This window comes from Dyadobacter sp. OTU695, assembly GCF_038440355.1.
In the GTDB taxonomy this organism is placed as follows: domain Bacteria; phylum Bacteroidota; class Bacteroidia; order Cytophagales; family Spirosomataceae; genus Dyadobacter.
In genome coordinates, this window is the sequence record NZ_JASATN010000024.1 from 78154 (window position 1) to 90790 (window position 12637).

13 protein-coding genes are annotated in these 12637 nt (G+C 51.6%); 6 read left to right on the forward strand and 7 right to left on the reverse strand.

Features of this window, described 5'->3' with window-relative positions; genetic code table 11:
• Nucleotides 1-32: 32 nt before the first annotated feature.
• The 3 genes from AAHB90_RS28440 to AAHB90_RS28450 all read right to left on the reverse strand — a co-directional run bounded on the left by AAHB90_RS28440 (nt 33) and on the right by AAHB90_RS28450 (nt 4165).
• Complete coding sequence (locus AAHB90_RS28440) at nt 33-626, reverse strand: RNA polymerase sigma factor (RefSeq protein ID WP_342088666.1); 594 nt, start codon at nt 624-626, stop codon at nt 33-35.
• Between the two features lie 141 nt (nt 627-767).
• The gene (locus AAHB90_RS28445; protein ID WP_342088667.1) at nt 768-3764 is read right to left on the reverse strand and encodes an ATP-binding protein; all 2997 of its coding nucleotides are present in this window, start codon (nt 3762-3764) and stop codon (nt 768-770) included.
• Nucleotides 3761-4165 carry a response regulator gene (locus AAHB90_RS28450; protein ID WP_342088668.1) on the reverse strand — a complete coding sequence of 135 codons (405 nt, stop codon included), beginning with the start codon at nt 4163-4165 and terminating at the stop codon, nt 3761-3763. Before AAHB90_RS28450 ends, AAHB90_RS28445 begins: the two co-directional genes overlap by 4 nt.
• A gap of 348 nt (nt 4166-4513) precedes the next feature.
• Between AAHB90_RS28450 and AAHB90_RS28455 the strand changes: the two genes are divergently transcribed.
• The 5 genes from AAHB90_RS28455 (at nt 4514) to AAHB90_RS28475 (ending at nt 8905) form a co-directional block, all read left to right on the forward strand.
• Nucleotides 4514-5101 (forward strand): hypothetical protein, encoded by a 588-nt coding sequence (locus tag AAHB90_RS28455; protein WP_342088669.1) that lies wholly within the window; start codon nt 4514-4516, stop codon nt 5099-5101.
• Between the two features lie 85 nt (nt 5102-5186).
• On the forward strand, nt 5187-5411 hold the full coding sequence (locus AAHB90_RS28460) for a hypothetical protein (protein ID WP_342088671.1): 225 nt from the start codon (nt 5187-5189) through the stop codon (nt 5409-5411).
• A 170-nt stretch (nt 5412-5581) separates the two neighbouring features.
• A complete protein-coding gene (locus tag AAHB90_RS28465; RefSeq protein ID WP_342088672.1) occupies nt 5582-7987 on the forward strand; it encodes a TonB-dependent receptor domain-containing protein in 2406 nt (801 codons plus the stop codon).
• Nucleotides 7988-8121: 134 nt separating this feature from the next.
• Nucleotides 8122-8454 (forward strand): ArsR/SmtB family transcription factor, encoded by a 333-nt coding sequence (locus AAHB90_RS28470; protein WP_342088673.1) that lies wholly within the window; start codon nt 8122-8124, stop codon nt 8452-8454.
• 19 nt (nt 8455-8473) lie between these two features.
• Complete coding sequence (locus AAHB90_RS28475; protein WP_342088674.1) at nt 8474-8905, forward strand: SRPBCC family protein; 432 nt, start codon at nt 8474-8476, stop codon at nt 8903-8905.
• On the opposite strand, the gene AAHB90_RS28480 is transcribed toward AAHB90_RS28475, so the two are convergent.
• The 3 genes from AAHB90_RS28480 to AAHB90_RS28490 are packed head-to-tail and all read right to left on the reverse strand — an operon-like array spanning nt 8902 to nt 10879.
• Nucleotides 8902-9948, reverse strand: coding sequence for an SDR family oxidoreductase (locus tag AAHB90_RS28480; RefSeq protein WP_342088676.1), 1047 nt, complete (start codon nt 9946-9948; stop codon nt 8902-8904). The two genes, AAHB90_RS28475 and AAHB90_RS28480, sit on opposite strands and share 4 nt — an antisense overlap.
• A 3-nt stretch (nt 9949-9951) precedes the next feature.
• Nucleotides 9952-10242 carry a putative quinol monooxygenase gene (locus AAHB90_RS28485; RefSeq protein ID WP_342088677.1) on the reverse strand — a complete coding sequence of 97 codons (291 nt, stop codon included), beginning with the start codon at nt 10240-10242 and terminating at the stop codon, nt 9952-9954.
• Between the two features lie 13 nt (nt 10243-10255).
• On the reverse strand, nt 10256-10879 hold the full coding sequence (locus AAHB90_RS28490; RefSeq protein ID WP_342088678.1) for an NAD(P)H-dependent oxidoreductase: 624 nt from the start codon (nt 10877-10879) through the stop codon (nt 10256-10258).
• Between the two features lie 99 nt (nt 10880-10978).
• Here AAHB90_RS28490 and AAHB90_RS28495 point away from each other — a divergent pair, with 99 nt between their 5' ends.
• Entirely contained in the window at nt 10979-11902 is a 924-nt protein-coding gene (locus AAHB90_RS28495) for a LysR family transcriptional regulator (protein WP_342088679.1), read from the forward strand.
• A gap of 67 nt (nt 11903-11969) precedes the next feature.
• Here the strand turns inward: AAHB90_RS28495 and AAHB90_RS28500 are convergent, their stop codons facing one another.
• Nucleotides 11970-12422 carry an organic hydroperoxide resistance protein gene (locus AAHB90_RS28500; RefSeq protein ID WP_342088681.1) on the reverse strand — a complete coding sequence of 151 codons (453 nt, stop codon included), beginning with the start codon at nt 12420-12422 and terminating at the stop codon, nt 11970-11972.
• Nucleotides 12423-12637: the final 215 nt, after the last annotated feature.

A 12637-nucleotide genomic window follows, 5' to 3' on the forward strand; every position in this document is an offset into this window, starting at 1 on the left:
GTACGAATCGGGTTTAACTCACTTTTCGTGAATTATTTTAGAAGAAATAGAAATAATCCGGATATGACGACCGAAATGGTGAGCTGACGAAGCTTGGAAACAGCCCTTTGCACGAGGTTCCGCACCGATTGCTCATTGATCGTAAGTAGTTGGGAAATCTGGGAATAACTGAAATCCTGATAATAGCGGAGCATCATCACCTCATATTGCCGCCCGGGAAGGCTTTTCAGCCAGGCGTCGAGCTCGTCTTTCTGCCTCTTGCTCTGCTCTGATTCAATAATTTCGGTTTCCTTGGACAATGCCACGGGATGAAGATCCTCGTCGATCAAATCCCAGCGCTCGTTAAAACGGCCGTTGCATGCCCGGTGAATGCGCCGTCGCAGCGAACGGAAAAGGTAGAAACGGGGAGACTCGGCATCGGCCAGCCGGGCCCGGCTTTGCCAGAGGTCGATAAACAGATCCTGGACCAGGTCCTCAATTACGGCATCCTCGGTGATGAGCTTTTTCCCGTAACTGTAAAGCACCCTCACATACCGCTGATACAGCAAGGTGAATGCCTCCTCATCGCCCTGCCGGAAGCGTTGCCAGAGCACTCTATCATCGGTATCGGTAAAGGGAGAAGCCAAACAGTCAGGTTTTTGCTTTTGATCAAAAATACTAAAATATGTTTAAATAGAACAATTTTTGGCCACTTTGCCTTCGAATATTGACAAATTCCTATCCTATTTTGATATACATAAATACGTAAAAGGTTGGTTACATAGCAATTACGCCGGCAACCACACATGAAACGTTGCCCCTTCTCCCGGATGCGATTCGGCCGATATAAAACCGTCGTGCTGTTCCACGATCTTTTTGACAATACTCAGGCCTATGCCCGTGCCGGCGTATTCACTCCTGCGATGGAGCCGCTGGAACAATGCGAATATTTTCTCGCTGAACTCGGGCTCAAACCCGATCCCGTTATCACTGACGCAAATGTAATGGTAGCTGCGATGAGCCAGTTCGGATGATGCGAGCGGGATTTCGCTACCGGTTTTCCGGCCGCCCGTAATCCGTATTTCGGGGGCCACGGCCGAAAATTTGAGCGAATTACTGATCAGGTTTGAAAACAGCTGACTCATTTGCAAAAGGTTGGCACGCACGACCGGGAGTTCTCCGACCACTAGCACCGCCTGCTTTTCCTGGATCGCCAGTTCAAAGTCAATGCGAATATCCTCGATCACTTTATTCAGATCGACCTGTTGTAGAGCTTCTCCGTTCTTCGAGAGCCTGCTATACGACAATACCGACCGGATAAGCTCTCCCATTCGCTCCGCCGAAGTGTATATCTTCTGAAAATAACCTTTTGAAAGCTCGCTATCGAAATTATTTCGCTCGATCAAATGGATAAATGTCTGAATCTTTCGGAGCGGCTCCTGAAGATCGTGGCTAGCCACATAGTTAAATGATTCCAGTTCCTTGTTGGCGTTCAGGAGCTCCTGCGTGCGTTGTTCGACTTTTCGTTCCAGTTCGTCGGTAATCCTGTTGCGCTCGTTCGACATCCGTATCTGCGCCTGCGCCCGTACGATCAGCTCCCTGCTCGAAAATGGCTTCACAATGTAATCGTCGGCACCAATCTCGATTCCCTCGATCCTTGACTCCTCTCCTGCCCGCGCCGTGATCAGAATTACGGGTGTATGGCATACGGCCGGGTCGCTTTTTACGGCTCTCAACAAGCCGATCCCGTCCATTTCGGGCATCATAATGTCGCTTAATACCAGCGCAGGACGGTGGTTCCGGATGAGATCCAGCGCTTCGACACCATTAGACGCGATCAATGTCTTATACTTGCTGCCAAGCAGCGACCGGATGTGTTCCCGCATATCGGCATTGTCGTCGGCGATCAGTATGCAATCCTGCCGGTTGTCGTTTCGCGAATTATCGGCTACCAGCCCTTTTCGCGAAGAAGCCAGCAGGCTTTCGGCTTCACTTACGTAGAAATCCGAAATGGCGTCTTCGACTTCGGCATTTGCATCAAACACCTGCGAGGCATCCAGATGCTCTTTACCTTCGGGAATAGTCACGGTAAAGCAGCTCCCCATTCCCTCCGTGCTTTCGACGCCGATAGTCCCGCCGTGCAGTCCTATCAGTTCCCTGGTGAGCGACAAACCGATCCCCGTGCCTTCGTAGGTCCGACCGGCCGAATTCTGTACCCGGTGGAAGCGCTCGAACATGTGCGGGAGCTCGTGCGCGGGAATGCCTACGCCTGAATCGCTCACCGACAGCCTGACCTGACCAGCGTGCGCATCAAGTTCCAGGGTGATCTTTCCTTTTAATGTATACTTGAATGCGTTGGATAACAGGTTAAAAACCACCTTTTCCCACATTTGCCGATCGACGTAAGCGAAACAGGTGTTGCTGCCGGTTTTTACTTCAAATTCCAGCTCCGCCCGTTCGACGACCGAACGGAAATTGGAAGCCAGATTTTGCGTATAGGAAGCCAGATCGGTCTTTACAAACCTGGCATGTTCCCGGCCGCCCTCCATCCTGCTGAAATCAAGCAATGTGTTCACGAGTTTGAGCAAGCGCAGCGCATTGCGGTGCGTCACTTCTACTTTTATGCTCTGCTCCTCTGTCCACTCCGGTGCGCGATGGTTCATCAGTTCTTCCAGCGGGCCGAGCATGAGCATCAACGGCGTCCTGAATTCGTGACTGATATTGGTAAAGAACAAGGTTTTGGCCTTGTCCAGCTCTTCCAGCACCCAGAGCCTGCGCTGCTCTTCCTCGTAGGCCATGACATTGCCCAGTCCCAATGCAATGCGGTCGGCAATCTGCTGAAGAAAATTCCGGTAAGCCTCATCGAATTTCCGGTAAGGATTAAGTCCGACGGCCAGCAAGGCCAGGGGAAATTTCCGGTTCGCCGACTGAATGGGCAGGTATACCACATATTTGGGCGGCACATCCCAGGCCCCCTTGGCCAGATTTTTCCAATGCCCGCTGTTGATTGCCTCGGTCATCCGGTTCTGCCGCACGGCCCAGGCCAGTTGCTCGTGACGTTCATCCGGTTCGGCCAGGCTAATCTGCCTGGCAAGAAGCGGGTCGGCCAGGTCTGCCCCCGACGTCGCCACGAGACGGGCATATCCGCCATCATCGGAAATCCTGTATAGTACGGCAAACGGAAAATCAAGCGGGTTGGCCGACAGCGCCCGCCCTACTTGTGCGAAGACTTCATCCTCCCGCTTTTTCTCTCCCAGGGAGTCGAGCTGCTGCATGGTTTTCAGCGCACGTTCACTGAGAATGCGCTCTGTATCAGCCGTATTGTAGCAGATAATACCCTCCGGCCGGCCATTATCGCCCAGTACGGGCGTGTAGGAAAAAGTGTAATAGGTTTCTTCCGGGAATCCGCTCCTGACCATTATCAGCAGCCTCGATTCCTCATAGGTACCCTCATCGCGCTCCATGGCCCGGGAGAGCATTGGTTCGATATCCTTCCAGATATCTTTCCAAACGACCGATGCCGGTTCCCCCAGCGCGTGAGGATGCTTGCCTCTTACGATATCAATGTAAGCGTCATTATAGAATTTCAGAAGATTCGGCCCCCACCCGATCCAGATCGGCTGTTTGGAACTGAGCATGATCCGGATGCATGTTTTCAGGCTTTGCGGCCAATTCCGCGGACTGCCAAGTTCTGTCGCCTCCCAATCGAATTCCCGTATACGTCGCCCCATTTCACCTCCACCCGCCAAAAATTCAAGTGTGGTTTGTTCGTTCGGTCCGGTCATAAAGCAAGGCGATTACCGATTACCTGACTAAATTCTCTCCGAAGCTCTTCAATATCAGGACTTTTCTTCATGAAACCGGATGCGCCCAGTTCCATGCATTTCGTTACGATATCTTTCTGATCGGAAGTTGAATAGATATAGATGGGTGTCTGCGTGAGCCAGGGGTTTTGCTTCAATTCCGCGAGCAGCTCCATGCCATTCATTTTCGGCATGTTGATATCAATAAAGATCAGGTGGGGCTCATAGGCCCCTCCGCCCAATTTTTCCAGCGCCTGTATGCCGTCGGATGCAAATTCGCATTCAACGCCTGTACCTGTGTCCTGCATGGTGAGTTGGAAAATTTCCTGATCATCGACATCATCGTCCACCAGGAGAATCGAAATGTTTCCGGATATCATCATTTTCTAAATAAATTCCATCGTCGGGCCCTGGCCCCCTACCTCATTATACGTCCATAGTACGGCCCGGTCCTATCAGGAATGCCAAATCAAAAGTCATTCCATACCTGCGTCCTCATAAATGCGGGCCGTTTGGGCTTCATGCGCTACGCAAAATGGCCATACATACGTCCCAATGGGACTTTCGGTCACGATTATAGGGAAAAATTTTGCACGGGTCTGCCAAAACGGGGAAACGATGTGTGCCAGAGATCCATTTGTAGAATTTCTTCAAAACATTTACTATAAAAGTAGAATTAATTAACTTTTCAGTATACTTGCGGGCACAAACATTTAGCCAATACTATTTTCATGAAGAAAAATTTCCTTCACCTGTGGCTGTTCATCATCCTGACAGCCGTGTCCTTTTCGTGTAACGACGACGACGACAAAACCCCGGAGACCATCAAACTCGAAGATTCGTGGAAGGACGGCTGGACTTCGCAAAAGGTACTCGACCTGGCGAAGGGCAAGCGTCCCGATCCTTCGGTATACCTCGACCAGAAATACATCGACTTCCACCTCGCCCAGTTCTACGGCGGTGCCACCTACCTCGTTACCAAAAAGGCTTTGGACGACTATGGCCGCGATACCCTGGGTTACCCGGATAATACCCAATTTGTAATGACCAAAGCTGAAATGGACGCTATGCTGACCAAAACCGGCAAGGACATCAGCAAGATCGAAACGGAACTGGGCATACCGGCCGGTAGCTGGAACGGCAAGGAAATGGTGCGGATATCGATTCCAGACCCCAAAGCATTGAATGTACGCGTTCCATCGGGTAATGAAATGGGTGCAAATAGTCTCTGGCTGCCGGGTGGCCACCTTCCAACGGGCTACTCCGAAGCGGTCGTTAACAAGATACCCAAGGGAAAATACACAGAAACACCACTATAACGATGAAAACAGGGCAGCACGTTGGGTTACGTGCTGTCTCTCTTCTTTTTTGACGTATATTTAACCCCGCATAACGCTTATTTACATGAAAGAAATTGCCAAGGAAGCCTGGAATTACACTTTTTCCGAACAGCAACCCGGGGACTACATCCTCTCGGTGGTGTGCGGAGGTGTGGGTTTGTACGATTTCGTAATCCGCCTCACGGCCACCCAGGTCGCCGACTATAAACGGGAAGGCATTCCTTACATTTCCCGCCTGGCAGAACAGGTTCGTCACGACCAGACGCCGTTCGACCGGCAAAAGATGTGACTACCACGCCCCATTTCCTAAACTGATTAACAGACTTTAAAGGCCTTCCGGGGCCTTTTTTCATTTTCTCGTGCAACGTTTCCGAATTCCGGTCGTCATTGCATTGCATCCACACGGCGGGGACCGGACCGGCGGTGGATGCAAATCGAACAGTCGTTAATTAGCCATGTATGAAAACACCCCTACTCACCCTGGCCATCCTGGCCCTCACCATGAATTTCCTTTCAGCCCAGCACGTTCGCATTTCCGGCCTGCTGATGGATTCTACGGCCAGTAAGCCTGTCGAATTCGCGACGGTCGCATTGCTGAAAGACGGCAAAATCACCGAAGGCGTTACCGCCGACGCCAAGGGCCGGTTTGTATTTGCCAAAGTCGGGCCGGGCGTGTACATCGTCCAGGCCTCGCTGATGGGCTACACCACGAAAACATTTGGGCCTGTCCACGCCGACAAGGAGGATGTCGAAATCGGGGTTATCAAACTCACACCCGCGGCACAGAACCTGAAAGAAGTGACCGTCAGTGAGCAAAAAGCATTGTTCGAGGAGCGGTCGGACCGGATGGTGTACAATGCGGAAAAGGACATTAGCATCAAAGGGGGCGACGCTACCGATGTTTTGAAAAAGATACCTTCCATTGCGGTCGATATCGAAGGCAATGTACAGCTGCGGGGAAGCGGTAATATCAAGGTTTTAATTAACAACAAACCCTCCAATGTCGTTGCCCGCAGCGTTTCAGAAGCATTGAAGCAGATCCCGGCCGATATCATCAAGCAAGTGGAGGTAATCACCTCGCCCTCGGCCAAATACGACGCAGAAGGAACCGCGGGTATTATCAATATCATCACCAAAAAAAATACGCTGAAAGGCACCAACGGCTCCATCAGTCCAAACTTTGGCCAATGGAACAACTGGCCCAACGCGAGCATCAGCCACCGCAATAAAGGGCTGACACTCTCCGCGAACGGCGGTTTCAGTAACTGGAAAAATAAAAGGTACATGCACCAGCTGCGCACATTCACCAATGCTGACACCGTCACCAACCAGGACCAGATGCAATGGGTACGCGGCCGGGGCAGGAACTTTTACGGCACGCTCAACGCCGACTGGGACATCGATTCGCTCAACCGGATCGGTACGGGGATCAACTATTACAATGGTATCAACACCAACTGGTTCGACATTACCTTCGACGAAAGCAGCCGGGGCATTTCAGGCCAGTACTTCCAGCGCGATATGCGCCGGACTTACGACTGGCAGGGCGCCACGATCAACTTTGACTATACGCGTTTGTTCAAAAAACCCAAAAGGGAGCTCACGCTGCTCACGATGTACTCCTTCGAAGGCGAAGACAGCGATTACGACTCCGATCTGATGGACCGCAACAATGCCGTTTACTACCGGGAAAAGAGCTATAACATCAGTAATAATAAGGAAGGAACGATCCAGCTGGATTTCACGAACCCGCTCGACAGTATCAGTACCCTCGAAACAGGTACGAAAACCATTTTCCGCAAGATCCTGAGCGATTACCGTATATCGAGCGCCATCGATGGTTCAGACGATTTCCGGGATATGCCGGAACAGGCCAATGTATTCGACTATGCCCAGCAGGTCACTTCCGCCTATCTTGTCTACAACCGCACACCGAAAAACAAATGGGGCATTAACCTTGGCGCACGCTACGAGCATACGTTTATACAGGCGAACTTCCTGAATGGCACCGCCTCTTTCTCCAATAATTACGGCAACCTTATCCCGAGTGTGAGCCTGTCGAGGAACCTTAAAAAGAGCCAGCAGGTGCGGATCAGCTATACCCAGCGCATCCAGCGGCCGCAGTTCTTTTTCCTTAATCCGTATGTGAACCAGGCCGACTCCAAAAACCAGTACGGCGGTAACCCCTACCTGAAACCCGAGCTGACGCATTCGGTAGAAGCGAATTACAGCGTGTCGATCAAGCAAACAAGCATCAATGCGTCTTTTTTCCTGCGCCAGACCAACAATGCCATCGAAAGCATCAGCAACGTCGACAGTACCGGCGTACTGAAACAGATTTTCCAGAACGTTGCCGAAAACTCCGCATACGGCCTCAATCTGAGCGCCAATACGAAGCTCATGAAGCAATGGAGTGTCAACGGCTCGCTCAATTTGTTTTACAATGTACTGGAAAGCGCCGAGCTCAAAACGCGCAACGCCGACTGGATGTACCGCATTAACCTCAACTCGACGATTGATTTCGGAAAGGGTATCAAAGCGCAGCTCTTCGGATTCTACAACTCGCCCCGCGTGAATCTTCAGGGCAGCTATGGCGGCTTCGGGTTCTATAATATTGTATTACAAAAAGAAGTGCTGAAAAAGAAGGGAACAATCGGGTTTGGTTTTGATAACCCTTTCAACCGGACCATCAAATGGCGCAATGATTTCGTCGGCCCGAATTTCGTGCAAATGCAGGATGTTGCGATGTACCGCCGCGGCTGGCGTCTTAACCTGAAATACGAATTCGGGCAGATGTCGGGCAGCCAGCGTCAGAAAAAACGGATCAGCAATGACGACAAGAAGTCTGGTGAAGGAAATAATTAAGGTTCAAAAGCATTGCTAAATCGGACTGAGTCGGGCCCGGGTTTCTCAAAAAAACCCGGGCATTTTTTTGGAAACCGTTTGGTTTCATTTATATTTGGAAACCAAACGGTTTCCATTTGTTTTATACACCTCCTATGAACCAGGCACGACGCGACGTTTTTCAGGCTATTTCGGACCCTACCCGGCGGGAGATCATCCATTTGCTCGCCCGGCGGACGCTCAACCTGAACAACGTGGCCGATCATTTCACGATCAGCAGGCCGGCTGTTGCCAAGCATATCCGCATTTTAACCGAATGCGGACTGGTTACCGTACAAACCCGTGGCCGCGAGACATTCTGCCAGGCCGACTTGAAAGGCCTTAAACAGGTTTCAGAATGGGCCAATACCTATCAGGAATTCTGGAATGACAAGCTGGACGCGCTTGAACGCTTCCTTGACGAGGACCCTTCGGATGAAAATCGCTAAACTTTAACCCATAACAACGATGGCTTTTGAACCTTTTGTTTTAGAAAGAGTCCTGAATGCCCCGCCGGCGCGCGTGTGGCGGGCCCTTACCGATGCGGGGCAGATGAAAAAATGGTATTTCGATATCCCGGACTTCAAAGCAGAGACCGGCTTCGAATTTGAATTCACCGCCGGAAGCGAAGAAAGGCAATACCGCCACCTCTGCAAAGTGACAGAGGCCGAGCCGAACCGGAAACTTGCCTACTCCTGGCGGTATGCCGACTATCCCGGGGATTCGGAAGTGAGTTTCGAACTCATTCCCGAAGGCGACAAAACCCGCCTGCGCCTCACGCACAAGGGCCTGCACACATTCCCGAAAGACCACGCCGATTTCAAACCGGAAAGCTTTTCCGCGGGCTGGAACCATATTATCGGGAAGAGCCTGGCGGAGTTTGTGGAGCAGGAAAGCTAGGGAATCACCTTTTCGGCACGCAACTGATCGAATATGCGGTAGAACATCTGTTCGGTATCCACATATTCGTGAAAACCCAGCCGCCTGGCCTTGGAGCCGTCCGCGAGAAAATCGTAATCCCAGGAAAAGACGAAATCTCCGAATGGCCAGGCGGACAATGCATTATAATCGTATCGCAATCCATGCCGCTCGCGCAGCGCCTCCCACACGGGCGCCTTATCACGCATGACCTCCGCGAGTGGGAGCTGCACCGGCGGAGCGGTTTCCAGTCCGAAATAGGCCCCCAGTTTGGGCCAGAGCTCCTCCCAGCGGAACAAATCCCCATTGTTAATATTGAATGCCTGGTTGGCGCCCTTCGGACAAGTTGCGGCCCACACCGTTGCTTTGGCCAGCAGATCGGCGTCTGTCAGCTCGATCAGCGGATGGTAGGCGCCGGGCTTGCCGGGAAACCGGAAAGGAATGTTCAATTCTTTGCAAATGGAAGCATAAACGGCGATCAAAGACACGAGGTTAAGCGGGTTACCAGGCGCAAAACCACCTACTACCGACGGTCTGATCGCCGACCAGCTCCACGACTTGCCTTTCTGCGCTGCGGTAATGTAGCGTTGCTGCTCGGTCATAAACTCGGGAAGCATAATCGGCGGGTCGTCCTCCCGCGCAGGTGTACGGAACGGGCCCAAATGCGCGCCGTACACTTTGTATCCCTGCATAAAACTGATGTGTCCGAGTTTGCTTGACACTTTTTCCATCGTTTCCACCACATTGCGGAACATCGCCATATTGGGGGCGACGAGTTCGGCCCAGGTAGGCCTGTCCTGATAGGCTGCGTAAAAAACGTGGGTTACCGTATCCAGCGCGGCAAATTTGGCCGCTACGTCGGCGGCGTCGAGCAGATCGACTGCGATGGTTTCGACATTTCCTGGCAGCGGTTTCCTCGATGTTCCGATTACGCGCCAGTCCGGCAGGGATTGTAGATATGCTGCGAGGTTTTTACCGATTACGCCGCTGGCACCCACTACCAGGGCTGTTTTTGAATGTTCCATTTTTCAAGCGCGGTCGATAGGGTGTGTCAGATAAATCTCCGGGTCCGTTTGCAACTTTTCCAGCGACGCCCCGAAGGCGCGAATATAGGGTTGCTCATGGTGGGCGTCCAACCCCTCACGGCTTTCCCAGATTTCCTGGAAGACGAACACATTCGGATCGCTATCATCCTGATACAGATCGTATTGAATGCAGGCCGGTTCTTTTCTGGATTCGGTTACCATGGTCAGCAGCGTCTCGCGGACCTCGTCCCGATGCACTGTCTTGCTTTTAATGATGGCAGTGAGGTAGATCATCGTGTTCTTCGGGTTAAGCTGCATATTCAATTTCCAGATTCTTGAAGACCCCGGCCAGATGCGCGAGGTATTGATTTTTGTAGGCCTCGATTCTCTCCGGCGTCGCATTCTTTTCCAGGTCGTGAAAGTGCATACTTTGCAACGGCTCCATCCCGGTAAATGCATTCATTCTGTGAAAGCCGAACATGACGCCTTCGTCGACCGAATGTTCGCGAAAGAACTCTCCAGGCATTGTAAATGCCGTGTCAGGTGCGTTCCAGGTAGTCGTGAGCATGTACTTGCGGCCGTGCAACATTCCTCCTGTACCATAGTTGATTTCCGGCGTCTCGTTTTTGCGGCCGTCGCTGCGGTAAATACCTTTGCGGTGGCCCGCGGTGAAGACGGTATCGATGTATTCTTTCAATTTATAAGGCATTGAAAACCACCATACCGGCGTGTGATAAACGACCACATCGGCCCACACGAACTTCTTCACTTCCTCGTCCGGGTCGTAGGGCTGGTTGATGTCTGTTACTTGCAGCTCAAAACCGTTTTCTTCTGTAAAATAGGATTGGTCCAACCCTGTCAGCGTATGGTTAAATTTCCCGCCGGAATGTGCGAAATGCTGGCCTCCGTTAATGACAAATATCTTTTTCATTGTTCTGTTTTGATTTTGACACTACAAATTTCCGGCAGCGAAATGCATTATCAAAATAACTTAAATTGTATATTTGTATTATAAAAATGATAGATAACGATGGTACTCAATCTGGAATGGCTTCGCACCTTCAAGGCTATATATGAAACGGGAACGCTCTCTGCGGCGGCCCAGGAGCTTTTTATATCACAGCCCGGCGTGAGCCTGCATTTGAACTCGCTGGAAGCCTACACCGGGCATAAGCTGTTCGACCGGTCGCCCCGGAAAATGGTACCGACCGAGAAAGGAAAGGTGTTGTATAACTTCGTGCTCGATCCACTCCGGAAGCTGGAAGCCGTGGAGCAGCATTTTCATAAAAGCTCCAAATCCGAGCGGCCGACGATCAGCGTCGGGATGTGCTTTGAAACATTCCAGTACACGCTGGAAGAGCACATTTCATCGCTTCCGTTCAACCTGATCATCAAATTCGGCGAATATCCTCAAATGCAGCAGGACCTCGACAACGGCCTGCTCGACCTGATCGTGACGCCGCAGCAGGGAAATCAGCAAAACCTCGTTTACAGGCCTTTTTCCAAAGAGCGGATCGTGCTTATTGCAGGCAATCAAACCGATATCGAACCGGTGATCGACCTGCTCGGCCAGCCTAAGAAGACCGAGGCGGCAAGCTGGCTCAAACAACAGGTCTGGTACAGTACCGCCGCCGATATGGAGCATTTGAAAAATTTCTGGCTAAAAAACTTCGATCAGCACCCCGATTTTCGTCCCAACTACATCGTACCCAACATTTGCTCCATCATCCGCTGCCTCAGCGACGGCGAGGGCTTCTCGATCGTCCCGCATTTCCTGTGCGTGGAAGCCATAGAAGCCGGACAGATCCGGCTCGTGTGGGAAGGCAGCACGCCGCTGGAAAACACGCTGTATTTCGGAACGAGGAAAAAGACCATTTACCAGAAGGAAATCGAGCAGTTGCAGGATTTGTTTGCGCGCAAATGGAAGGCGCCCGAAGCTGTGGCGATGGCTTAAAAACAACAAAAATCCCCGCCCGGAACGAACCGGACGGGGCTGTCGATGAAGTGTCGCACTTACGTTATCAAATACGCACATTAATGGTGACATTGATGTTCCCCCTCGTCGCTTTGGAATAAGGACAAGTCTGATGCGCCGATTCGATCAGAATGCGGGCAGTTTCTTCGTCCAGGCCGGGCAGGCTCACATTCAGGCGGGCTTGCAGGAAGTATTCCGCTTTGGTAAGGCCAAGATCGACCTCGGCATCAACGGCTGTACCTTCGGGCAAACTGATTTTGTTCTTCGCCGCGGCGATGCCAATTGCCCCGATAAAACATGCCGACCAGCCGGCTGCAAAAAGCTGTTCAGGGTTGGTACCCGTTCCATGCGAGCCGGGCGAGGATAATTTAATGTCCAAATTGCCATCGGAGCTGCGCGAGACACCGTCGCGGCCGCCTGAGGTGTGGGTTTTTCCTGTATAAAGGACTTTATCAATGGTGGTGGTACCTGGTACTTGGGTGATTTCAATTGTTTCCATGATTTTGACCGGGTCGCCGGCGCGATTAATTTTTAAATTGATTTTGGTGGTATTCCAATAGTTTGTAATTCTATTCGAAACCGGCCTTTCCGCTACGATTTCTGATACAAATAGACTACATAACCGCCGCAACCAACACCGAAAAACAACCCGACCGGACATATTAGGAGGCGAACCGGACAACCACCGCCCCGACCTAGGCAACATGCCAGCGG